The organism is Micromonospora sp. LOL_014 (assembly GCF_048060245.1).
Taxonomy (GTDB): Bacteria; Actinomycetota; Actinomycetes; order Mycobacteriales; family Micromonosporaceae; genus Micromonospora_E.
This window is the reverse complement of the sequence record NZ_JBHMIP010000016.1, coordinates 57,736-80,281: the sequence shown is the minus strand read 5'-3', so window position 1 is coordinate 80,281 and position 22,546 is coordinate 57,736. Positions and strand designations below refer to the sequence as shown.

Annotated in this window: 23 protein-coding genes and 1 pseudogene; 19 read left to right on the top strand and 5 right to left on the bottom strand. The window is 71.6% G+C overall.

Translation table 11 applies throughout. From position 1 onward, the window contains the following. Nucleotides 1-147 precede the first annotated feature (147 nt). From aspS to ACFHW1_RS15860, 12 genes are all read left to right on the top strand, one after another. On the top strand, nt 148-1,968 hold the full coding sequence (aspS, locus tag ACFHW1_RS15915) for an aspartate--tRNA ligase (RefSeq protein ID WP_416556756.1): 1,821 nt from the start codon (nt 148-150) through the stop codon (nt 1,966-1,968). Nucleotides 1,969-2,112: 144 nt separating this feature from the next. Then, a complete protein-coding gene (locus ACFHW1_RS15910; RefSeq protein ID WP_416556755.1) occupies nt 2,113-2,742 on the top strand; it encodes a helix-turn-helix domain-containing protein in 630 nt (209 codons plus the stop codon). Beyond that, on the top strand, nt 2,739-4,013 hold the full coding sequence (locus ACFHW1_RS15905; RefSeq protein ID WP_416556754.1) for an MFS transporter: 1,275 nt from the start codon (nt 2,739-2,741) through the stop codon (nt 4,011-4,013). Before ACFHW1_RS15910 ends, ACFHW1_RS15905 begins: the two co-directional genes overlap by 4 nt. A gap of 16 nt (nt 4,014-4,029) precedes the next feature. Beyond that, complete coding sequence (locus tag ACFHW1_RS15900; RefSeq protein ID WP_416556753.1) at nt 4,030-4,224, top strand: hypothetical protein; 195 nt, start codon at nt 4,030-4,032, stop codon at nt 4,222-4,224. 69 nt (nt 4,225-4,293) lie between these two features. Then, nucleotides 4,294-5,820, top strand: coding sequence for a replication-associated recombination protein A (locus tag ACFHW1_RS15895; protein ID WP_416556752.1), 1,527 nt, complete (start codon nt 4,294-4,296; stop codon nt 5,818-5,820). Between the two features lie 1,775 nt (nt 5,821-7,595). Continuing rightward, on the top strand, nt 7,596-8,264 hold the full coding sequence (locus ACFHW1_RS15890) for a hypothetical protein (RefSeq protein WP_416556809.1): 669 nt from the start codon (nt 7,596-7,598) through the stop codon (nt 8,262-8,264). Between the two features lie 107 nt (nt 8,265-8,371). Beyond that, entirely contained in the window at nt 8,372-8,833 is a 462-nt protein-coding gene (locus ACFHW1_RS15885; protein ID WP_123601158.1) for a DUF948 domain-containing protein, read from the top strand. Between the two features lie 16 nt (nt 8,834-8,849). Further along, nucleotides 8,850-9,155 (top strand): hypothetical protein, encoded by a 306-nt coding sequence (locus tag ACFHW1_RS15880; RefSeq protein WP_416556751.1) that lies wholly within the window; start codon nt 8,850-8,852, stop codon nt 9,153-9,155. Then, on the top strand, nt 9,152-11,836 hold the full coding sequence (gene alaS / locus ACFHW1_RS15875; RefSeq protein WP_416556750.1) for an alanine--tRNA ligase: 2,685 nt from the start codon (nt 9,152-9,154) through the stop codon (nt 11,834-11,836). Before ACFHW1_RS15880 ends, alaS begins: the two co-directional genes overlap by 4 nt. 15 nt (nt 11,837-11,851) lie before the next feature. Further along, nucleotides 11,852-12,322: a Holliday junction resolvase RuvX gene (gene ruvX / locus ACFHW1_RS15870; RefSeq protein ID WP_416556749.1), complete on the top strand. Its 471-nt coding sequence runs from the start codon at nt 11,852-11,854 to the stop codon at nt 12,320-12,322. Continuing rightward, nucleotides 12,322-13,518: an endolytic transglycosylase MltG gene (mltG, locus tag ACFHW1_RS15865; RefSeq protein WP_416556748.1), complete on the top strand. Its 1,197-nt coding sequence runs from the start codon at nt 12,322-12,324 to the stop codon at nt 13,516-13,518. Before ruvX ends, mltG begins: the two co-directional genes overlap by 1 nt. 46 nt (nt 13,519-13,564) lie before the next feature. Beyond that, nucleotides 13,565-14,389, top strand: coding sequence for a shikimate dehydrogenase (locus ACFHW1_RS15860; RefSeq protein WP_416556807.1), 825 nt, complete (start codon nt 13,565-13,567; stop codon nt 14,387-14,389). Here the strand turns inward: ACFHW1_RS15860 and ACFHW1_RS15855 are convergent. From ACFHW1_RS15855 to ACFHW1_RS15845, 3 genes are read right to left on the bottom strand one after another with little or no spacing between them, the layout of a single operon-like run. Continuing rightward, nucleotides 14,304-15,242, bottom strand: coding sequence for an MFS transporter (locus tag ACFHW1_RS15855; protein ID WP_416556806.1), 939 nt, complete (start codon nt 15,240-15,242; stop codon nt 14,304-14,306). The genes ACFHW1_RS15860 and ACFHW1_RS15855 overlap by 86 nt on opposite strands. Nucleotides 15,243-15,271: 29 nt before the next feature. Beyond that, nucleotides 15,272-16,339, bottom strand: coding sequence for an RNA-guided endonuclease InsQ/TnpB family protein (locus ACFHW1_RS15850; RefSeq protein ID WP_416556982.1), 1,068 nt, complete (start codon nt 16,337-16,339; stop codon nt 15,272-15,274). 24 nt (nt 16,340-16,363) lie between these two features. Next, on the bottom strand, nt 16,364-16,510 hold the full coding sequence (locus ACFHW1_RS15845) for a helix-turn-helix domain-containing protein (RefSeq protein ID WP_416556983.1): 147 nt from the start codon (nt 16,508-16,510) through the stop codon (nt 16,364-16,366). A gap of 19 nt (nt 16,511-16,529) precedes the next feature. On the opposite strand from ACFHW1_RS15845, the gene tnpA reads away from it, so the two are divergent. Further along, nucleotides 16,530-17,000, top strand: coding sequence for an IS200/IS605 family transposase (gene tnpA / locus ACFHW1_RS15840; protein ID WP_416556984.1), 471 nt, complete (start codon nt 16,530-16,532; stop codon nt 16,998-17,000). 26 nt (nt 17,001-17,026) lie between these two features. On the opposite strand, the pseudogene ACFHW1_RS15835 reads toward tnpA, so the two are convergent. Further along, a pseudogene (locus ACFHW1_RS15835) lies at nt 17,027-17,311 on the bottom strand (MFS transporter); the annotation flags it as partial. A 94-nt stretch (nt 17,312-17,405) separates the two neighbouring features. Between ACFHW1_RS15835 and aroC the strand changes: the two are divergent. The 6 genes from aroC (at nt 17,406) to nusB (ending at nt 21,801) form a co-directional block, all read left to right on the top strand. Next, nucleotides 17,406-18,584, top strand: coding sequence for a chorismate synthase (gene aroC, locus ACFHW1_RS15830; protein WP_416556985.1), 1,179 nt, complete (start codon nt 17,406-17,408; stop codon nt 18,582-18,584). A gap of 19 nt (nt 18,585-18,603) precedes the next feature. After that, nucleotides 18,604-19,131, top strand: a complete 528-nt coding sequence (locus ACFHW1_RS15825) for a shikimate kinase (RefSeq protein ID WP_416556986.1) — start codon at nt 18,604-18,606, stop codon at nt 19,129-19,131. Nucleotides 19,132-19,142: 11 nt separating this feature from the next. Continuing rightward, nucleotides 19,143-20,219 carry a 3-dehydroquinate synthase gene (aroB, locus tag ACFHW1_RS15820; protein ID WP_416556987.1) on the top strand — a complete coding sequence of 359 codons (1,077 nt, stop codon included), beginning with the start codon at nt 19,143-19,145 and terminating at the stop codon, nt 20,217-20,219. 16 nt (nt 20,220-20,235) lie between these two features. After that, the gene (gene aroQ, locus ACFHW1_RS15815; protein ID WP_416556988.1) at nt 20,236-20,679 is read left to right on the top strand and encodes a type II 3-dehydroquinate dehydratase; all 444 of its coding nucleotides are present in this window, start codon (nt 20,236-20,238) and stop codon (nt 20,677-20,679) included. 133 nt (nt 20,680-20,812) lie between these two features. Next, nucleotides 20,813-21,370 (top strand): elongation factor P, encoded by a 558-nt coding sequence (gene efp / locus ACFHW1_RS15810; protein WP_416556989.1) that lies wholly within the window; start codon nt 20,813-20,815, stop codon nt 21,368-21,370. A 23-nt stretch (nt 21,371-21,393) separates the two neighbouring features. Beyond that, nucleotides 21,394-21,801, top strand: coding sequence for a transcription antitermination factor NusB (gene nusB, locus ACFHW1_RS15805; protein ID WP_416557038.1), 408 nt, complete (start codon nt 21,394-21,396; stop codon nt 21,799-21,801). A gap of 109 nt (nt 21,802-21,910) precedes the next feature. Here the strand turns inward: nusB and ACFHW1_RS15800 are convergent, their stop codons facing one another. Next, nucleotides 21,911-22,399: a transcriptional regulator gene (locus ACFHW1_RS15800; protein ID WP_123601171.1), complete on the bottom strand. Its 489-nt coding sequence runs from the start codon at nt 22,397-22,399 to the stop codon at nt 21,911-21,913. Nucleotides 22,400-22,546 lie beyond the last annotated feature (147 nt).

Here is a 22,546-nt window from a genome sequence, read left to right as displayed (position 1 = left end):
AACTCCGGGACCGGCGGCGAGCGGTGGCGATGGTGTCGGGCCCGGTGATGGTACGTGCCGGCGGGGTCGGGATCGGCGCGGACCGGTACCGGACGGGCTGACACAATGCGGAAGCAGTCCCATACCCGCGATGAGGAGTTCCGTGCCGTGATTCGTACCCATGACGCCGGCGGCCTGCGCGCCACGCACGCCGGCACGACGGTGACGCTTGCCGGGTGGGTGGCCCGCCGGCGCGACCACGGCGGGGTCATCTTCGTCGACCTACGCGACGCCTCCGGCGTGGCGCAGGTGGTGTTCCGCGAGGAGATGCAGCTGGCCCACGCGCTGCGTAACGAGTTCTGCGTACGGGTGACCGGTGTCGTGGACCGCCGCCCGGAGGGCAACGACAACCCGGAGTTGGCCACCGGCGAGGTCGAGGTCACCGCGACCGAGCTGACCGTGCTGTCCGAGGCCGCGCCGCTGCCGCTGCCCATCGACGACCAGGTCGACGCCGGCGACGACGTCCGGCTGCGGTACCGCTACCTGGACCTGCGTCGCAGCGGTCCGGCCGGGGCGCTGCGGCTGCGGTCGCGGGCCAACCAGATCGCCCGTACGGTGCTGCACGACCGTGACTTCGTGGAGATCGAGACCCCGACGCTGACCCGGTCCACGCCGGAAGGGGCCCGCGACTTTCTGGTGCCGGTGCGGCTGCAGCCCGGCACCTGGTATGCCCTGCCGCAGTCGCCGCAGTTGTTCAAGCAGCTGCTGATGGTCGCCGGGATGGAGCGGTACTACCAGATCGCCCGCTGCTACCGCGACGAGGACTTCCGGGCCGATCGGCAGCCGGAGTTCACCCAGCTGGACATCGAGATGTCGTTCGTCACCCAGGACGACGTGATCGAGCTGGGCGAGTCGATTGTCGGCGCGCTGTGGCGGGAGCTGGCCGGGCACGAGATCACCGGACCGGTGCCGCGGATCACCTGGCACGAGGCGATGGACCGGTACGGTTCCGACAAGCCGGACCTGCGCTACGGCGTGGAGCTGACCGAGCTGACCGGCTACCTGCGCGGCACGGCGTTCCGGGTGTTCGCCGGGGCGATCGACGCGGGCGGCTACGTCGGGGCGGTGGTGATGCCTGGCGGTGCCGCGCAGACCCGCAAGGAGCTGGACGGCTGGCAGGACTGGGCCAAGGCGCGCGGTGCGCGGGGCCTGGCGTACGTGGTGCTGGACGCCGAAACCGGTGAGCCGCGCGGCCCGGTGGCGAAGAACCTGTCGGCCGAGCACCTGGGCGGGCTGGCCGACGCGGTCGGCGCCAAGCCCGGCGACGCGATCTTCTTCGCCGCCTCGACCAACCGGCGGGAGGCGCAGGAGCTGCTCGGCGCGGCCCGCATCGAGATCGCCCAGCGGGCCAACCTGGTCGACGAGAGCGCGTGGGCGTTCTGCTGGGTGGTGGACGCGCCGATGTTCGAGCCGACGGAGGAGGGCGGCTGGACGGCGGTGCACCACCCGTTCACCTCGCCGACCGACGAGTGGCTGGACCGTTTCGACGGCGCGCCCGGGGAGGCCCTGGCGTACGCGTACGACATCGTCTGCAACGGCAACGAGATCGGCGGCGGCTCGGTCCGTATCCACCGGGCCGACGTGCAACGACGGGTGTTCGACCTGCTGGGCATCAGCGAACAGGAGGCGGCCGACAAGTTCGGCTTCCTGCTGGAGGCGTTCAAGTACGGCCCGCCGCCGCACGGCGGCATCGCGTTCGGCTGGGACCGGATCTGCATGCTCCTGGCCGGCGTGGACTCGATCCGTGAGGTGATCGCGTTTCCGAAGACGCGTGGCGGGTTCGACCCGCTGACCCAGGCGCCGACGCCGATCACGGCGCAGCAGCGGGTCGAGGCCGGGGTGGACGCCAGGCCGAAGCCACCGGCCGGTGTCGCGCCGACCCCAGCAGCCGGAACGGCCGGGGTGGCAGCCCTGGTGGAGCCGTCCTGACCGGGTAACTGTCCTTCGGCCGTGGGCCCGGGGTGCACGTGCACCCCGGGCCCACGCATGTCTGCGGCCCATGCCCCCACCGGTTCCAGAGAAACTATGCACATATATTGTGCACACTTTATTTGCAGGTTTATTGTGCAGAATATGGAAGAGCAACAGTCGACGGTCTGGCTAACCGGGGACCAGGTCCGCACCCTGGCCCACCCGCTGCGGTTGCGGCTGCTCGGCGCGCTGCGCCTGGACGGCCCGGCGACCGCCACCAGCCTCGCTCACGAACTGGGCACCAACACCGGCGCCACCAGCTACCACCTGCGCAAGCTCGCCGACGCCGGGCTGGTCCGCGAGGAGCCGGCCCGGGGCACCGGCCGGGAGCGGTGGTGGCGGGCGGTGCACCAGGTCAGCTCGTGGCGCAACACGTCCTTCGATGACGACCCAGACGCCCGCGCCGCGGCCGACTGGCTGAACAGCTACTTCGTGCAGCAGTTCGTCCGCTGGGCGGAGGACTGGCACACCGCCCGGGACGGCTACTCCACCGAATGGCGTGACGCCGCGGAGTACTCCGACACCCGGTTGACCCTCACCGTCGACCAGCTGCGGCGACTCAACGCCGACCTCGACGAGGTCATCGAGCGGTACCGCACCGATCCCGGCCCGGGTGACGGGCCGGCCGAGCAGGTGATGTTGTACATGTACGCCTTCCCACGCGTGGCCAAGGGCGGTGGCGCGGACCGGGCCGGGTCGGCCGGGAATGAGCTGGTCGGAGACCAGCCGTGACCGCCCTGGCCGCCCGGCAGGTGCGCCGGCGCTACCTGATCCTGCACGGCCTGCGCTGGGCACCGACCGGACTGCTGATCCCCGTCACGGTGCTGCTGATGCTGGAGCGCGGACTGACGCTGCCGCAGATCGGCCTGGTCGTCGCCGCGCAGGGGTTCGCCGTACTGCTGCTGGAGCTGCCCACCGGCGGCCTGGCCGACGCGGTTGGTCGCAAGCCGGTGCTGATCGGCGCGGCGGCGGCGAACCTGCTGGCGCTGGCGCTGCTGGTCGTCGCGGACTCCTTCGCCCTGTTCTTCGCCGTGATGCTGCTGCAGGGCCTCTACCGGGCATTGGAGAGCGGGCCGCTGGATTCCTGGTACGTCGACGCCATGCTCGCCACCGACCCCGATGCACGATACGAAGGTGGGTTGAGCCACGGGGGAGTTGTGGGCGGTCTAGCGATCGCCGCCGGCGCCCTGGTCAGCGGTGCGCTGGTGGCGCTTGGGCCGGTCGGTCCGGTCAGCGCGTTGATCGGGCCGGTCGTGGTTGCCGGGGTGCTGCAGGTCGTCGGCCTGGTCGGCCTGGCGCTGCTGCTGGTCGAGGTGCGGCCGGCGGGCGGGGCACTGACGCTCACCGCTTCGGTCCGGCAGGTGCCGTCCGTTGTGCTCGGCGCACTGGGGCTGCTGCGGCGGTCCCGGATTCTGCTCGCCCTGATCTCGGTCGAGCTGTTCTGGGGATTCGGCATGATCTCCTTCGAGACGTTGATGCCGGTGCGGCTGGCGGAGGTGGCCGGCGACGCCGACCGGGCGGCGGCGCTGCTCGGCCCGGTCGGCGCGGTCGCCTGGTTGGCGTCGGCCGGTGGCGCGGCCCTGGTGCCGGCGTTCAGCCGGCGGCTCGGCGCACCGGTGACCGCTGCGGCGTTCCGGATTCTGCAAGGGGTGACCGTGGTCGCGATGGCGCTGCTTGCCGGGCCGGTCGGGGTGATCGTGGCCTATCTGGCCTGCTACGCCATCCACGGTGCGTCGAACCCGGTGCACCTGGGCCTGCTGCACCGGCAGGTGGACGGACCGCACCGGACCAGCGTCGTCTCGCTCAACTCGATGGTCGCTCAACCGGCTGGTGCCCTCGGAGGGGTGGTGCTGATGGCCATCGCCGGTTCCGCCTCGGTCAGCCTGGCGATGCTGGTCGGCGCGGCCGTGCTGGCCGCGGCCGCACCGCTGTACCTGGTCTCGCCTGGTCCAAGCTGGATTGGCCGGCGCGGCCGTTGGGTATGGATCGGCCGACCGACTTAACCCCCAGGAGGATCTGATGTTCGCCATCGCTGCGGCTGTCGTCTTCGGCTTCGCCCTGCTGCTCGACCTGCTCGACACCGATCTCGGTGCGCCCGACCTGTTCAACTGGAACACCATGGTGCTGATCGGCCTGCTCTGCCTGACCCTGTTCTTCGCCGGGGTCGGTCGTGGCACCGGCGGCGGTTGGTCCCGGCGCCGTCGGCGCAGCTGACCCGGCTGTTCACTAACCCGATCTCTGTGCATTTCCGGCGTCCGAGATCGGGCCGGTACTGTCTTGCTGATGGAGTCCGACGTCCTCTTCTCCTACCCCCCCGCCGAGCACCGCCGCGATGCGTCGCCGGCGGGCGGTGTGGTGGCGGGAGACTCCGGCTCCGGCCCGACCACATCGGCGCCGTTGCCGGTACGGATGCGTCCGGCGAGCCTCGACGAGCTGGTCGGCCAGGAGCATCTGCTCGCCCCGGGTGCGCCGCTGCGGCAGTTGGTGACCGGCACCGCGCCGATGTCGGTCATCCTCTGGGGGCCGCCGGGCTGCGGCAAGACGACGATCGCCCACCTGGTGGCCCGGGCCACCGACCGTCGCTTCGTGGCGATGTCGGCGCTGTCCGCCGGAGTCAAGGACGTCCGCGCGGTGATAGACGAGGCCCGACGGCAACGGCGTACCGGCGGGTTGCCGACGGTGCTGTTCATCGACGAGGTGCACCGCTTCAGTAAGACCCAGCAGGATTCGCTGCTCGCGGCGGTCGAGGACCGTACCGTGACGTTGCTGGCGGCAACCACCGAAAACCCCCACTTTTCGGTCATCTCGCCGTTACTGTCGCGGTGTGTCCTGCTCACCCTGCGGCCGCTCGGCGACGAGGCGGTCCGTGATCTGCTCCGGCGCGCGGTGACCGACGAACGTGGACTCGGCGGCGCGCTGCGGCTGTCCCCGCCGGCCGAGGACCACCTGGTCCGGTTGGCCGGTGGCGACGTGCGCAAGGCGCTCACCGCCCTGGAGGCGGCGGCCTCGGCGGCCACCGCGACCGACACCGGAGAGATCGACCTGCGTACCGCCGAGCGGGCGATCGACGTCGCTGCGGTGCGCTATGACCGCGACGGCGACGCCCATTACGACGTGACCAGCGCGTTCATCAAGAGCATGCGTGGCTCGGACGTCGACGCCGCGCTGCACTGGCTGGCCCGGATGCTGGTCGCCGGGGAGGACGCCAGGTTCATCGCCCGACGGATCGTGATCTTCGCCAGCGAGGACGTGGGGATGGCCGACCCGGTTGCGCTGTCGGTGGCGACCGCGGCCGCCCACGCCGTGGAGTACGTGGGGCTGCCGGAGGCACAACTCAACCTTGCCCAGGCGGTGATCCACCTGGCCACCGCCCCGAAGTCCAACTCGACCACGGCAGCGCTGGCGGCGGCCGTCGCCGACGTACGGGCCGGCCGGGGCGGGACGGTGCCGGCACATCTACGGGACAGCCACTACTCGGGCGCGCGGCGGATCGGCCATGGAGGCGGCTACCGTTACCCTCACGACGACCACCGGGGGGTGGTTACCCAGCAGTACCCGCCCGACGAGCTCGCCGGTGTCGACTACTACCGCCCGACCGAGCATGGCGCCGAACGGACGGTCTCCGCGCGGCTGCCGGTGCTCCGCCGGATCGTGCGCGGCCTGCCGCCCGACACCCGCGCGCCCGCTGGACGCACCGGCTCCGGCTCGTCCGCTGGTGCTGCCGAACCTGATCCATCCGTCCCAGCGTCCGAGGCTGGTCCGGTGCCCGATGACAGCGGCAGCGTTGCTGCCGGGGAGGTACAGCAGTGAGAGCGCGCGGTTCTGACCGCCCCGATCACCCCGACGAGCGTCGTGAGGGCAAGCCGAAGGGCCGCCGGTGGGGCCGGGCACCGGTCGAGGAAGAGGTCAGCGGCGAGGAGACTGGCTGGCTGGACGATCTGCGGACCGCCAAGGAACAGCGGATCGACATCGGACCCGGCGGCGCCGGGGCATCCGGCGACTCCCCGACGGACGGCCCGCCGTCCCGCTCGGCGGTTTCCCGGTCCGCCGTCCCGTCCCGTCCACATCCGCAGCCGCCTGCGGGTCCGGGTCCGCAGCCGGGTGCCGGCCCGCAGCCGCCTCCGGGTCCGCAGCCGCGCACCGGTCCAGGGCCGGCCGAGCCGGTGTCCCCGGCTGGCGCGGAACCGTCCGAACCCCGACCCCGACCTCGGCCCGTCAGCCCCGCCCCGGGTGGGCCGAGCCCGGTATCCGGTGGGCCGAGCCCGACCCCGGGCCGGTACCAGCGACCGCCGCAACGCCTGCCAGCGGCGGACACGGTTGTGCCGCAGTCGGGCAACGCACCGCCGTTGCCGCCGTCCGCCCCGCAGCGGCCATCCGCCGACGCCTTCGGCGGGCCCCGTTCCGCGCCGGGCACCCCGACCCGACCAACGTCCGGCCCCCGTGCCGATGGACGCGACGAGACCCGGATCATTCCGCCGGTCAGGTCGTCCGGCGGACGTCGACGCGCCCCGGAACCGGCGGACGAGACCAGCGGCTGGCAACGCCGCCCGGAGACGCCCCAACGTGGCCCGGCCACCGGGGCGGACCGGGCGGGTCAGACCCGCGAGGGGGACGGCCCGGCACCATCGCGGCCGTCGGCCGGCCGGCATGCCTCGGCCGGCCAGCCGTTCGAGCCGGCCCGGCCGACCTCGGGCGGGCCTCGCCCGGCGCGGTCCGCGCCGATCCCTGGCCAGCCATCCCGGGGCGGCCCCGGCGGCCCCCTGGCCGCTCCCGTGGTCCCCGGGCCGGGCGGTGCCGTGCCACCGGCCCGGGGTCTGCAGCCTGGCCCGGGCACCGACCAGCCGCCCCGTCCGGGAACCCGCCCGGCAGGACCGCCGGTCCATCCGGCCGACCCGCCGACCGCCACCCGCCCTGGTCCCGGCCGGGCGACGGTCCCGGCAGCCGGGCCGGTGCCGACCGGTGCCGGTGGCAGGCCGCGACCACCGGTGACCGGGCCGCCGGCCACCGATCGACGGGACCCGTACGCCACCGGTCCGATCCGCCCAGGCCAGCCGGGTCGATCCGACCCGCCGGGCCGTCCCAACGAGGCCGGCACCTTCGGCCGCCCCAGCCCCCCGGGCCGACCAGCTCAACCCGGCCGACCAGCTCAACCCGGGTCCGGTGGCATCGCGACGATGCCCGGCGCGCCGGCACCTGGCCGGCCGGTGTCCGGTGGACCTGCCGGTGCCGCCGCGCCGCCGCACCACGATCGGCCGACGCCCGCCCCGCCCCGCCCGGTCTCCGGGGCCGGGGCGACGGTGGCCCGGTCGGCGTCGGTGCCGGTGCGGCCGGGTGGGCCGGTGCCGCCGGCCGGACTCGCCCCGGTGTCCGGCGGAGCCGTGCCGGTCCCGGGAGCCGTGCCGGTCCCGGGAGCCGTGCCGGTCCCGGGAGCCGTGCCGGTCCCGGGAGGTGTCGCCCCGGTGTCCGGTGGGGGTGGCTCGCCGGTCCGGTCCGGGCCGTACCGGCCTGACCGGTCGGAACCCGAGCACTCCGGCCCTGAGGAGTCCGGTGCCGACCAGTCGGGTTCCGAGCAGGGTCGCCCGAACCTGCAGCAGCGTCGGCTGCGGGCAATGGCCCTGATCATGGTCGCCGTCGTGGTGCTGGCCGCCCTCCCGCTCTACTTCGGCATCCGGGCGGCGACCCGCGACCCGGTCTTCAACTCCCTTGACCGACTCGACGTGCCCGAGTGGGCGGCGCAGGAGCGGACCGACGCGGTCAGCGGGAGCCGTTGGTGCCTCATCGACTGCCGGTTCCGCGAGCGGACGATGACCTCCGAACGCGGCACCGAGGAGACCGCCCAGGTCTATACTGCGGCACTGACCGACGCCGGGTGGCTGCCGTGGGACGCCGAGCTGTGCCCGTCCCAGCCGGTCGAAGGCCAGTACAACTGCTGGACCCGCGACGAACTCACCCTCGACCTGTGGGTCCGGCCGCCGGCCTGCTCGGACGACCTGTTACTGCAGCGGCCGACGGTGGAGCCGCCATCCGGCGAGTCGACCGACGGTGGGTCGACCGACGGGGAATCGGCCGACTCGCCGCCGGTCGCTGAGGCCGAGACCTGCACTGGTTCGGTCGTGTCGATCAAGGTACGCAACGCGATCGGTGACGACCGGATGAAGCCACAGCCGAGCACCGATCCATCGCTCACCGGTGAGGATCCGGATCCGGTCTTCACCGACGACCCGCTGCTGGACCTGGAGGTCGAACCGTCGTGAGCGGACGACCATCACTGACGGTAGGGTCTGCACGGTGGTGCGGCGCGAGCTGACCGCCGTCAGGTGAGCAGCGGCGGCGAGGCGTCGTGACAGAGGAGGACACAGGCATGGACGGTGGACAGATCGCGGCGCTGGTGGCGGCCGGAGCGTTCCTGATGCTCGTGCTGGTGCTCGCGGTGCCGATCCTGCGGCTGCGGCACACCGTGGACGCGGCGACAAGGGCGATCAACGACCTGAACGACCGCACCGGTCCACTACTCGGCCAGGTCAACACCTCGGTGGAGAATGTCAACACTGCGCTCGGGCAGGTGCACACCACGCTGGACGGCGTCAACATCCAGCTCGCCAAGATCGACACGATGACCGGTCACGCGCAGAACGTCACCGCCAACGTGGCGAACCTCGCCACCGTCGTCTCGGCAGCGGCGGCGAACCCGCTGGTCAAGGTCGCCGCCTTCGGGTACGGCGTCCGGCGCGCCGCGTCCGCCCGTCGGCACGCCGAGCAGGAGCGCGACGTACGGGCGGAACTGAAGCAGCGGCGCCGGGCAGCCCGGCGCAACGCCGGATGACCGGGAGGACGCCGTCATGAAACGCCTGCTCTGGCTCGGTGTCGGCATCGCCGTCGGCGCGGTGGTGGTCCGCAAACTGGCCCGGACCGCCCAGTCCTACACGCCGTCCGGGATCGCCTCCTCGCTGTCGGAATCCGCTGGTGGTTTCGTCGAATCGGTCCGTACCTTCGTGGAGGACGTGCGCGAGGGCATGGCAGAGCGCGAGCAGCAGATCCAGGCCGCGTTCGCCGAGGGCGTGGCGTTCGACGACCAGTTCGCCGACCTGCGGGGCGACCCGAGCGTCGGTGACGCGGAGATATTTCCCCAGGAGGACGTTCGGTGAAAACGGCGGAGATCAAGCGGCAGTTCCTCGCGCACTTCGAGGCCAACGGCCATGCCGTGGTGCCGTCAGCTCCGCTGCCCGCGATCGATGACCCGAACCTGCTGTTCATCAACGCGGGCATGGTGCAGTTCGTGCCGTACTTCCTCGGTCAGCGGACCCCGCCGTACCAGCGGGCGACGAGCGTGCAGAAGTGCATCCGTACCCCGGACATCGACGAGGTCGGCAAGACGTCGCGGCACGGCACCTTCTTCCAGATGAACGGCAATTTCTCGTTCGGCGACTACTTCAAGGAAGGCGCGATCCCGCTGGCCTGGGAACTGGCCACCAAACCGGTGGAGCAGGGCGGGTTCGGCATGGACCCGGAGCGGATCTGGGTCACCGTCTACCTCGACGACGACGAGGCGGCCGACATCTGGCGGCGCACCGGCGTACCTGCGGCGCGGATCGTGCGCCGCGGCAACAAGGACAACTTCTGGTCGATGGGTATCCCCGGGCCGGCGGGGCCGTGCTCGGAGCTGTACTACGACCGGGGTCCGGCGTACGGGCCGGACGGCGGGCCGGAGGTCGACGAGGACCGCTTCCTGGAGTTCTGGAATCTCGTCTTCATGCAGTACGAGATCACCAACGTACAGAGCAAAGAGGTCTTCGACATCGTCGGCGACCTGCCGAAGAAGAACATCGACACCGGCATGGGCCTGGAGCGGATCGCGTCGATCCTGCAGGGGGTTGACAACCTCTACGAGATCGACGAGGTACGTCCGATCCTGGACCGGGCGGCCGAGTTGACCGGTAAGCGCTACGGCGCGGGCTCCGGCCAGGCGGCGAGCGAGTCGCACCCCGACGACGTACGGCTGCGGGTGATCGCCGACCACGTGCGGACCGCGCTGATGCTGATCGGCGACGGGGTGACCCCGTCCAACGAGGGTCGCGGCTACGTGCTGCGTCGGATCATGCGTCGGGCGATCCGTTCGGTGCGGCTGCTCGGCTGGCAGGAGCGCGCCCTGCCGGAGCTGCTGCCGGTGGCCCGGGACTGCATGGCGCCGTCGTACCCCGAGCTGGCCGCCGACTTCGAGCGGATCTCTTCGTACGCGTACGCCGAGGAGGACGCCTTCCTGTCCACGCTGCGCGCCGGTACCACGATCCTGGACACGGCGATCGCCCAGACCAGGTCGGCCGGCGGCGGTAAACTCTCCGGCGACCAGGCCTTCCAACTGCACGACACCTACGGGTTCCCGATCGACCTCACCCTGGAGATCGCCGCCGAGCAGGGGCTCTCGGTCGACCAGGACGGTTTCCGCCGGCTGATGTCCGAGCAGCGGGCCCGGGCGAAGGCGGACGCGCAGGCCCGCAAGACCGGGCACGTGGACATGTCCGCGTACCGCGGGGTGCTGGACAGCGGCGGGCCGGTGGAGTTCACCGGCTACGCCGAAGTGTCCCGTGAGTCGCGGGTCCGGGCGCTGCTCGGCGCCGGCGGCGCGGCGCTGCCCGCGGCCGGTGAGGGCGACGTGGTGGAGCTGGTACTGGACAGCACCCCGTTCTACGCCGAGGGCGGCGGCCAGCAGCCGGACACCGGCCTGCTCACCGTCGGCGCCGGCCGGGTGGAGATCTTCGACGTGCAGCAGCCGGTGCCGGGCCTGATCGTGCACCGGGCACGGGTGGTCAGCGGCGAGCTGCGCGCCGGGGAGTCCGGCTACGCCGAGATCGACATCCCGCGGCGGCGGGCGATCTCCCGGTCGCACACCGCGACGCACCTGGTGCACCAGACGATGCGCAACTTTCTCGGCGAGTCGGCGACCCAGGCTGGGTCGCTGAACGCGCCGGGCCGGCTGCGGTTCGACTTCAACACCCCCGGCGCGGTCGCGCCGTCGGTACTGCACGACATCGAGCAGCAGGTCAACGAGGTGCTGCTGCGTGACCTGGAGGTGAACGCGTTCATCACCTCGCAGGAGGAGGCGCGCCGGCTGGGTGCGATGGCGCTGTTCGGGGAGAAGTACGGCGACGAGGTCCGGGTGGTCGAGGTCGGTGACTACGCCCGGGAGCTGTGCGGCGGTACGCATGTGACCCGCTCCGGTCAGCTCGGTGTGGTGAAGATTCTCTCCGAGTCGTCGATCGGCTCCGGCGTGCGCCGGGTGGAGGCGCTGGTCGGCATCGACGCGTTCAACTTCCTGGCCCGCGAGCACCTGCTGGTGGCGCGGCTCGCCGAGCTGTACCGGGTGCCGGCCGACCAGGTCGCGGACCGGGTCCAGCAGACCGTCACCCAGCTGCGCGACGCGGAGAAGGAGCTGGAGAAGCTGCGCGCCCAGCTGGTACTCGGCGGTGCGGCGGCGATCGCCGGCCAGGCGCGTGACGTGCACGGGGTGGCCTACGTCGGCACCGAGGCGCCCGAGGGCGCGGCCGGCAACGACGTACGGACCTTGGCGCAGGAGATCCGGGGCAAGATCGACCCGGCCCGACCGGCGGTGGTCGCGGTGGCGGCCCGGGCCAACGGCAAGGCGTCGCTGGTGGTGGCGGTGAACGCGGCCGGCAAGTCGCGTGGAGTGTCCGCCGCAGACCTGGTCAAAGGGGCGCTGCACGGCCGGGGCGGCGGCAACGCTGACCTGGCGCAGGGCGGTGGGCTGCCAGCGGCCGAGGCGGCGAACCTGCTGGTCGCGGTCGAAAAGGCGATCGCCGGAACGGCCTGAGATGAGCGGTACGAGGTGAGCGCCTTCGTCCGTGGACGCCGGCTCGGCGTTGACGTGGGGCAGGTCCGGGTCGGTCTGGCGATCAGCGACCCGGACGGCATTCTCGCCACCCCGTTGATGACGGTGCGGCGGGACCTGTCAACCGGCGGCCCGACGACACCGGCCGACGTGCCTACGGACATCGCGAAAATTGTCCAGATAGTCCGTGAGTACGAGGTCAGTGCGGTTATTGTCGGTCTGCCGGTGAACCTCGCCGGTCGCCACGGACCGGCCGCCGACGCGGTCAGCGCATACGTGCGGTTACTCGAAGTGGCGGTATCGCCGATTTCAGTCCTGACGACCGACGAAAGGATGTCGACGGTGGTCGCTAGCCGTAGGCTGTCCGAGCGGGGCGTCCGAGGACGACGTCAACGTACGGTGGTCGACCAGGCGGCCGCCGTGGAGATCCTGCAGAGCTGGCTGGATGCGCAGCGGAGGCAGAAGTGATGATCGACGAACTGGACCTCGCCTTCGAGGACCGGGCCGACAAAGGCCGGCACCGTCGGGGCGCGCGGCGCAAGAAGCCGTCCGGCGGTGGCGGTCGCGGCAAGACCTTCGCCGCGCTGCTGGTCACCGTGCTGCTGCTCGGCATGCTCGGCGGTGGCGTCTGGTACGGCTTCGACCGGGTGCAGGGCTACTTCGCCACCCCGGACTACGCCGGCGGCGGCACCGGTGAGGTGGTGGTCCAGGTCCGGGCCGGCGACACCGCCACCGACATCGGCAACACCCTCGTCGACGCCGGCGTGGTCAAGAGCACCAAGGCGTTCGTCAACGAGGCCCGGGACAACTCCCGCAGCCAGAACATCCAGCCGGGTTTCTACACGCTGCGCCTGGAGATGAGCGCGGCGACCGCGCTCAGCCTGCTGCTTGACCTGGAGAACAAGGTATCCAACCGGGTGACCATCCCGGAGGGCCGTACCGCCAAGCAGATCTACCAGCTGCTGGCCGAGTCGACGGACATCCCGGCGGAGGAGTTCGCCACCGCAGCCGAGGATCCGTTGGCCCTGGGCGTGCCCGAGTGGTGGATGACCCGCACCGACGGGCAGGAGGTGACGGTCTCCGCCGAAGGGTTCCTCTTTCCGGACACCTACGACTTCGATCCCGACGTCACCGCCCCGGAGATCCTCCGGGTGATGGTCAACCGGTTCCTGACCGTCACCGGCGAGATGGAGTACGCCGACCGGGTGCAGGCCGAACGCGGCGGGATCAGCCCGTACGAGGCGTTGATCGTCGCGTCGCTGGCGCAGGCCGAGGCCGGCATCGCCGAGGACCTCGCCAAGGTCTCCCGGGTGGCGTACAACCGGGTGTACAGCGAGACCTTCCCGTGCAGCTGCCTGCAGTTCGATGTGACGGTCAACTACTACTGGGAGCTGACCGGCCAGGAGACCAAGGCGTCCAAGGACATGACCCGCGAGGAGCTGTACGACGAGAGCAATCCGTACAGCACACACGCGCACAGCGGGCTGCCGCCCACGCCGATCAACAACCCGGGCAAGGCCGCCCTGGAAGGGTCGATCAACCCGCCGGACGAGGACTGGGTCTACTTCGTGGCGATCGACAAGGAGGGCCGTTCGGCGTTTGCCGAGACCCTCGACCAGCACAACCAGAACATCGAGATCGCCCGGCAGAACGGCATCCTCTGAGGTGTCCGCCCCCCGACCGTCCACCGCCGTCCGGCGGCGGGCCGCAGTGCTCGGCAAGCCGATCGGGCACTCACTGTCGCCGGTGATCCACAACGCCGGCTACCGGGCCGCCGGGCTGACCGGCTGGAGCTACACCGCGATCGAATGCGCCGAGGCGCAGCTGGCGGGCCTGGTTGCTGGTCTCGGCCCGGAGTGGGCCGGGCTGTCGGTCACCATGCCGTTGAAGGAGGCGGCGCTCGCTCTGGCCGGGCGGGCATCCCCGGTGGCCACCGCGGTCGGGGCGGCCAACACCCTGGTACGCCGGGCCGACGGCGCCTGGTTCGCCGACAACACCGACGTGGCGGGGATGGTCGCGGTGCTGCGCGACGCCGGTGTCGGCACCGGTGCCCGGTTCACCGTGCTGGGTGCCGGCGGCACCGCCCGAGCCGCGTTGGCGGCCGCCGCCGCGCTGGCCGCCGCATCGGTCACCGTGGCGGCCCGACGACCGGCGGCGGTCGACGAACTGGTGCCGGTCGCCGGCGCGCTCGGCGTGTCGATGACCGGTGCCGACCTGTCGGCAGCCCCAACGGCGGCGGCCGGCACCGACGTACTGGTCTCCACCCTGCCGAAGGGGGCCGCCGACCCGTACGCCGGCCAGCTGCCGTGGGCATCCGGCACGGTCTGCTTCGACGCGATCTACGATCCCTGGCCGACTCCACTGGCCTCGGCGGCCGCTGCCGCCGGTTGCCGGGTGGTCTCCGGGCTGGATCTGCTGCTGGCCCAGGCGGTCGGGCAGTTCGAACAGTTCACCGGGGTCGCCGCGCCGGTACCGGCGATGCGGGCCGCGCTGTCGACACAGCGAGCAGTGACAGCACCGCCGCGCCGAGGATGATCAGCGCCATCGGGGTGGCGCTGGCCGTGCCGGCCAGCCCGACCACCGGCGCGGCCAGCGAGGCGATCCCCGACTGGACCGCGCCGAGCAGGGCGGCGGCGGTGCCGGCGTGCCGGGCGTGCTCCTCCAGGGCCAGCGCGGTCCCGTTCGGCATCAGCATCCCGATCGTGGCGACGTAGCCGGCCAGCGCCGGCAGGATCAGCCACAGCTGACCGGTGGCCGCGCCGGCCACCAGCAGCGCCGCGGCACCGGCTCCGGCGGTCAACGCGCCGACGAACAGCGGTCGGGTCCGGTACCGGCCGACCAGCCGGGCGTTGAGCTGGCTGAGCGCGATCAGCCCGACCGCGTTGGCCCCGAACACCAGGCTGAACATGGTCGGCGACAACCCGAACCCGTCCTGCAGCACGTACGGCGATCCGGAGATGTAGGCGAACATGCCGGCGAACGCCAGACCCTGGGTCGACGCGTACCCGATGAACGCCCGGTCGGTGAGCACCAGCCGGGCCGCGCGGGCGGCGCCGGCCAGACCGTCCGGGTTCCGGCGCTCTTCCGGCAGGGTCTCCGGCTGCCAGCGGGCCATGACGACGGCGAGCAGCGCGGCGACCACCGCGAGGGCGACGAAGACCCCCCGCCAGGAGGTCACCCGCAGCACCACCGCACCGAGCACCGGCGCGGCGATCGGTGCCACCCCGAAGACGATCAGCAGGCGGGAGAAGAACCGGGCCGCGTCGGCACCCGCGTAGAGGTCGCGGACCACCGCGCGGGCGACGACCACCCCCACCCCGCCGGCGAAGCCCTGGAGCAGCCGCAACCCGGCCAGTGCCTCGGCGTTCGGGGCCAGCGCGCACGCCAGCGAGACGACGACTTGACATCCTCCTCGCCTTAAGGGACGAGGATTCCCTCCACGCTACGCGTGGAACACGCGGCGTCCGGGTGGGTTACCGCTTCACTGCGCGCCGCCGGGACAAGTCCTGGTCTTACGTGCGCTCGACGGTCGTTGAAGTCCGCCTGTCCGGCGGCCTTGATGTTGATGGCGGCGTTGATGTCCCGGTCGTGGTGACTGCCGCACGGGCAGTCCCACTCCCGGACGTTCAACGCGATCTTCTCGTTGATCCGGCCGCAGTCGCAGCACATCCGGGTGGACGGGAGCCACCGGTCCACCCGGGCGAACGCGCGCCCGTACCGCTCCGCCTTGTACTCCAGCATGCCGGTGAAGGCGGCCCAGCCCGCATCGTGCACGGACTTCGCCAGCCGAGTCCGGCCGAGACCAACAACGCACAGGTCCTCGACGTACACCGCTTGGTTCTCGCGGATGATCGCCGTGGACAGCTTGTGCTGCCAGTCCCGCCGGGTGTCGGCTACCCGCGCGTGAGCGCGGGCCACCTCGATCACGGCTTTCTTGCGGCGGTTGCTGCCCCTCTGCTTGCGTGAGAGTGCCTGCTGCAACCGCTTGAGCTTGCGGGCCGCGCGGCGCAGGAACTTCGGTGCGGTCACCTTCGTGCCGTCGGACATGACCGCGAAGTGGGTCAGGCCTAGATCGATGCCGATCTCGGAGTCGACCGGCGGCAGCGTCTCGTCCTCGCCGATCTGCACGACGAACGAGGCGAAGTACCGGCCTGCCGTGTCCTTGATCACGGTGACCGAGGTGGGATCCGACGGCAGGCCGCGCGACCAGCGCACCGGAACGTCGCCGATCTTCGGCAGCCGCAGGCGGCCGTTGTCACAGACCTTGAACCGGGAGTTCTTCGTGAACCGGATCGCCTGCCGGTTGTCCTTACGGGACCGGTACCGGGGCGGGGCCACCTTGCGGCCCCGGCGTTTGCCGGACAGCGAGTTGAAGAAGTTGCGGTACGCGGTGTTCAGATCGGCGACGGCCTGCTGCAACACCACGGCCGACACCTCACCCAGCCAGGCCCGGTCCTCGCTGGCCTTGGCCGCTGTGATGACCAACTTCGACAGGTCGCCGTCGGAGATTTACTTCTCGCCCGCCTCGCGGGCCTGCTGACGCAGCCTGAGTCCGTCGTTGAAAACCACCCGGGCACACCCGAACGCCTGCGTCAGCGCGGTGCGCTGGGCGGCGTCCGGGGTGATCCGGTAGTTGTAACGGAGCTGCACGGCCATCACTGTATCATGTTGGTTTATGGTCGAACTTCAAGGCATCCGCACCGGCAGGCACTGCACTTTCGCGATGCATGTCCACTTGGTCTTCGTGACGAAGTTCCGGCACAACGTGTTCGCCGACCGGCACGTGACCCGGATGGAGACGATCATGCGAGACGTGTGCGCCGACTTCGAGGCCGAACTGGTCGAGTTCAACGGCGGACACAACCACGTCCACCTGCTGGTCAACTTCCCACCCAAGGTCGCCGTGGCCAGGCTGGTCAACAGCCTCAAAGGGGTCTCCTCGCGCCGCCTCCGGCAGGAGTTCCCCGACCTGGTGCACCACTACTACCGGGCCAACAAACTCTGGTCCGGCTCGTACTTCGCCGGGTCTGTCGGCGGCGCACCGCGCAGCGTCATCAAGCAGTACATCGAGCAGCAGAACCGTCCCGGTCAAGGCACTGCCCCGGCCTGGCGGCCCTCCCAGCGCGGGCCTTCACCCCCGGCCTGAAGGCCGGAGCACTGGCCCGCATTCCGGTAGCCCGGGAAGCCGGCCAGCGCCGGTCGCCGCCGCCCCCACCGGTCGCTCACCGGCCCGCCGACCAGCTGCCCGAACGCGACGCCGATCAGGCAGGCGGTCAGCGACAGCTGCACCCGGGCCGGGGTGGCGGCGAGGTCGTCGCTGATCGCCGGGAACGCCGGCAGGTACATGTCGATCGACAGCGGCCCCACCGCGGTGACCGCGCCGAGCAGGATGAGCAGCACCGCTGGTCGGCGGCGGATGTCGTACGGCACGAAACCACCACCCCCCGAGACGACCAACCGTACGTTAGGGCGGCTCAGTCGGTGTCCGGAGGGCGGGACACGGGCGACGTGGGTCACCGGGGTCCGACCACGCCGTGCCACACTTTCCGACGTGTTGCGTTGGCTGACCGCAGGTGAATCCCATGGCCCCGCGCTGGTCGCACTCCTCGAAGGCGTCCCCGCCGGCGTCGAGGTGACCAGTGCCGAGATCGGCCGCGAGCTGGCTCGTCGTCGGCTCGGCTACGGCCGGGGCGCCCGGATGAGTTTCGAGCAGGACGAGATCGAGATCGTCGGCGGCCTGCGACACGGGGTGACACTGGGCAGCCCGGTCGCGATCCGGGTGGGCAACTCGGAGTGGCCGAAGTGGCGCACCGTGATGGCGGCCGACCCGGTCGACCCGGACGAGCTGGCCGGGCAGGCCCGCAACGCCCCGTTGACCCGGCCCCGGCCGGGGCACGCCGACCTGGCCGGGATGCAGAAGTACGGCCACACCGACGCCCGGCCGATCCTGGAGCGGGCCAGCGCCCGGGAGACCGCTGCCAGGGTCGCCGTCGGCACGGTCGCCCGGGCGCTGTGCCGGCAGGCACTGGGCATCGAGATCGTGTCGCACGTGGTCGAGCTCGGTTCGGTGGCCGCCAAACCCGGGCTGCAGCCCCGCCCAGAGGACGCCGAGCGGGTCGACGCCGACCCGCTGCGCTGCCTCGACCCCGAGGCGAGCGCCCGGATGGTCGCCGAGGTGGACGCCGCCAAGTCCGACGCCGACACCCTGGGCGGCATCGTCGAGGTGCTCGCCTACGGCGTACCGCCGGGGCTGGGCAGCCACGTGCAGTGGGACCGCAAGCTCGACGCCCGGCTGGCCGCCGCGGTGCTGTCGATCCAGGCGGTCAAGGGTGTGGAGATCGGCGACGCCTGGCAGCAGGCCCGGTCGCGGGGCTCGGTCGCGCACGACGAGATCATCCCCACCGCGGCCGGGGTGCGCCGGGCGACTGACCGGGCCGGTGGGCTGGAGGGCGGTGTCAGCACCGGCGAGCCGCTGCGGGTACGGGCCGCGATGAAGCCGATCTCCTCGTTGAATCGGGCGCTGTCGACCGTCGACGTCGTCACCGGGGAGCCGGCGACCGCGATCAACCAGCGGTCCGATGTCTGCGCGGTGCCGGCGGCCGCGGTGGTGGCCGAGGCGATGGTGGCGCTGGTGCTGGCCGAGGCGGCCACCGAGAAGTTCGGCGGTGACTCGGTCGCCGAGATCCGCCGCAACGTCGCCGGGTACCTGGACCACCTGGTGATCCGCTGATGGCTGCGGTGATCTGCTGATGGCTGCCCCGGTCTGCGTACTGGTCGGTGCACCCGGTGCGGGCAAGACCAGCACCGGTACGGCGTTGGCCGGGCTGCTCGGCTGCGAGTTCCGCGACACCGACACCGACATCGTGGCGGCGGCCGGCAAGCCGATCCCGGAGATCTTCGTCGACGACGGCGAAGAGCATTTCCGGGCCCTGGAACGGGCGGCCGTCCGGGCGGCACTGGGCGGTTTCGACGGCGTGCTCGCGCTCGGCGGCGGTGCGGTGCTGGCCGAGGAGACCCGGGCCGCGCTCGCCGGGCACACCGTGGTCCACCTCGGCGTCGAGCTGGCCGACGCGGTCCGCCGGGTCGGCCTCGACGCCGGCCGACCGCTGCTGGCGATCAACCCGCGGGCCACGCTGCGACACCTGCTGGAGCAGCGTCGTCCCCTCTACGAGCAGGTGGCCACGCACCGGGTGGCGACCGACGGCCGTACCCCGGAACAGGTCGCCGAGGAGATCGCCACCCTGCTGCGCACACCGGCCGACCGGCCCGGGTACTAGGCTCGGCGCCGATGAACTCAACGACCTGCATCCCGGTGCCCGGCGACCGACCCTACGACGTACTGGTCGGCCGGGGGCTGCTCGACACGTTGCCCGACCTGCTGCCCGGCGCGGACCGGGTGGCGGTGCTGCACGCGCCTCCGCTGAAGGGCCAGGCCGACCGGATCGCCGCCGGCTGCGCCGCGGCCGGGGTCAAACCGTCGCTGGTCGAGGTGCCGGACGCCGAGGCCGGCAAGTCGCTCGAGGTCGCCGGGCGGGTCTGGGCGGAGCTGGGCGCGGCCGGCTTCACCCGTACCGACGCGGTGGTCGGGGTCGGCGGCGGCGCGGTGACCGACCTGGCGGGTTTCGTGGCCGCCTGCTGGCTGCGCGGGGTCCGCTGGGTGCCGGTGGCGACCAGCCTGCTCGGCATGGTCGATGCGGCGGTGGGCGGCAAGACCGGGATCAACACGGCGGCCGGCAAGAACCTGGTGGGCGCCTTCCACCCGCCGGCCGGGGTGCTGGCCGACCTGGACCTGCTGGCCAGCCTCGCGCAGGTCGACCTGGTCGCCGGGTTGGCCGAGGTGGTCAAGTGCGGGTTCATCGCCGATCCGGCGATCCTGGAGCTGATCGAGGCCGATCCGGCGGCGGCCGCCGACCCGACCGGGCCGCAGGTGCGGGAGCTGATCGAGCGCGCCGTGCGGGTCAAGGCCGACGTCGTCGGTGACGACCTGCGCGAGTCGGGGCTGCGTGAGGTGCTGAACTACGGGCACACCCTGGCCCACGCGATTGAGAAGGTGGAAGGCTACCGCTGGCGCCACGGGCACGCGGTGTCGGTCGGCCTGGTCTACGCGGCGACCCTGGCCCGGCTGGCCGGGCGGCTTGACGCGACGGTCGCCGACCGGCACGCGTCGGTGCTCGCCGCCCTGGGACTGCCCACCAGCTACCGGGCCGAGGCGTGGCCGGGGCTGCTGGCCACGATGCGGGTGGACAAGAAGGCCCGGGGAAGCCGGCTGCGGTTGGTGGTGCTCGACGCGCTGGCCCGGCCGGGAATCCTCGACGGCCCGGCTGACACGTTGCTCGCCGAGGCGTACCGGCAGGTGGCGGCGTGACGGGAGGTGGCGGGGCGTGCGGACGTACGTGTTGAACGGCCCGAACCTGGGCCGGCTGGGCAGCCGTCAGGTCGACGTGTACGGGCTGACCAGCTACGCCGACCTGGTGGCGATGTGTGTGCAGGTGGGCCGGGACGCCGGGCTCGACGTCGAGGTGCGCCAGACCGACGCCGAGCACGAGATGCTCGGCTGGCTGCACGCGGCGGCCGACGCCGAGGCCGCCGTGGTGCTCAATCCGGGTGCCTGGTCGCACTACTCGTACGCGGTCCGGGACGCCTGCGCGCTGCTGCGTGGACCGCTCGTCGAGGTGCACATCTCCAACATTCACGCCCGCGAGCAGTTCCGGCATCACTCGGTGGTGTCGGCGGTCGCCACCGGGGTGATCTGTGGGCTCGGGGTGGACGGCTACCGGCTGGCGCTGCTGCACGTCGCCCGGTTGGCCGCAGCCAGTCCCCGCTGAGCCGGGACAGGCGCCGGTCGCGGGCCGTGTCCTGCTGCGTTGGGTCGGGTAGAGGTCGGGCCGTCCCGGCTGAGCCGGGTCCGGCCCGATAGACTTGGCAGATCCGTCCGCACATTGATGATCAAGGCAGGAAATGGCGACCACCAACGACCTGAAGAACGGGCTGGTTCTCAACCTCGACGGCGAGCTGTGGGCCGTCGTGGAGTTCCAGCACGTCAAGCCCGGCAAGGGCGGCGCTTTCGTGCGCACCACCCTGAAGAACGTGCTCTCCGGCAAGGTGGTCGACAAGACCTTCAACGCGGGCACCAAGGTCGACACCGCGACCGTCGACAAGCGGACCATGCAGTACCTGTACGCCGACGGCGAGGACTACGTCTTCATGGATCTGGAGACCTTCGACCAGATCATGGTGCCCGGCGGCACGGTTGGCGAGGCAGCCAGCTACCTGCTGCCCGAGGCCGAGGCGATCGTGGCGACCCACGAAGGCGTGCCGCTGTACGTCGAGCTGCCGACCAGCGTGGTCCTCGAGGTCACCTACACCGAGCCGGGCCTGCAGGGTGACCGGTCGACCGGCGGCAACAAGCCGGCCACGATGGAGACGGGCGCCACCGTTCAGGTGCCGTTGTTCGTCACCACCGGCGAAAAGATCAAGGTCGACACCCGCGACGGCCGCTACCTCGGCCGAGCCTGATGGCCGAGGGGCCGAAGACCTCGATGCCGGCGCGCCGCAAGGCGCGTAAACGGGCACTCGACGTGCTCTACGAGGCGGACATGCGCGATCTGCCGCCGGCGCAGGTGCTGGTCGGTTACCTGGCCCGGCTGTCCCCGCGTCCGGAGCATCTCGACTACGCGGTCGGTCTGGTCGAGGGGGTGGCGGTCCACCGGGACCGGATCGACGAGCTGATCGGCAGCTACGCCGAGGGGTGGACGCTGGACCGGATGCCGGTGGTCGACCGCAACCTGGCCCGGATCGCCGTCTACGAGTTGCTCTACGTCGACGAGATCGACGACCCGGTGGCCATCACCGAGGCGGTCGAGCTGGCCCGGCAGATGTCAACTGACGATTCGCCGCGGTTCCTCAACGGTCTGCTGGACCGGATCGCCGAGTACACCCCGCACTAGCGGCTCCCGCCGCCACGGCGGGCACCGCCACGACCGCCGGTGCCACGCGACACCGCCGACGGGCCCGATCCCGCTGGATCGGGCCCGTCGGCGGTTGGGTGCGCAGCCGTCAGGAGGCGAAGAACGCCCGCGGGTCGGCGACCAGTACGCCGTGCTCGTTCAGCCGCTCGATGAGGCCGGACGGCGACGAGTCGTACACGATCGCCAGCGCCCGCAGGTCGTCGGCGCGGATGGACAACACCCGACCGTTGTAGTCACCGCGCTGCTGCTGGATCGCCCGGGCGTACCGGGCGACGTAGGCGAGGTCCTCGCCGACCTCGTCGTACAGCCGCTCCAGATCCAGGACGATCTTGCTGGTGGGCTCGTGACGTACCCCACTGCCGTCCGGCAGCAGTTCCGACACGGGTACCCGGTAGAAGTCGGCCAGTTCGGCGAGGCGGGAGACGGTGACTGCCCGGTCCCCACGCTCGTAGGAACCGACGACGACAGCCTTCCAACGCCCGTTCGACTTCTCCTCCACCCCCTGCAGGGACAGCCCCTGCTGCTGACGGATGGAGCGCAGGCGGGCGCCCAACGACTTGGCGTACTCAGAGGGCATACGGACTCTCCCAGTGCTTTGCCCGGGGCTTTCCCCAGCGATCGCTACGGAGCGTGACGGTACGGCGGTTCGCAAGCGCGGTCAAGTGGTGAATAGCTACCAGTGAACAAGATCGTGACGACTTGCCCCAAATTTCGTCTTACTGAT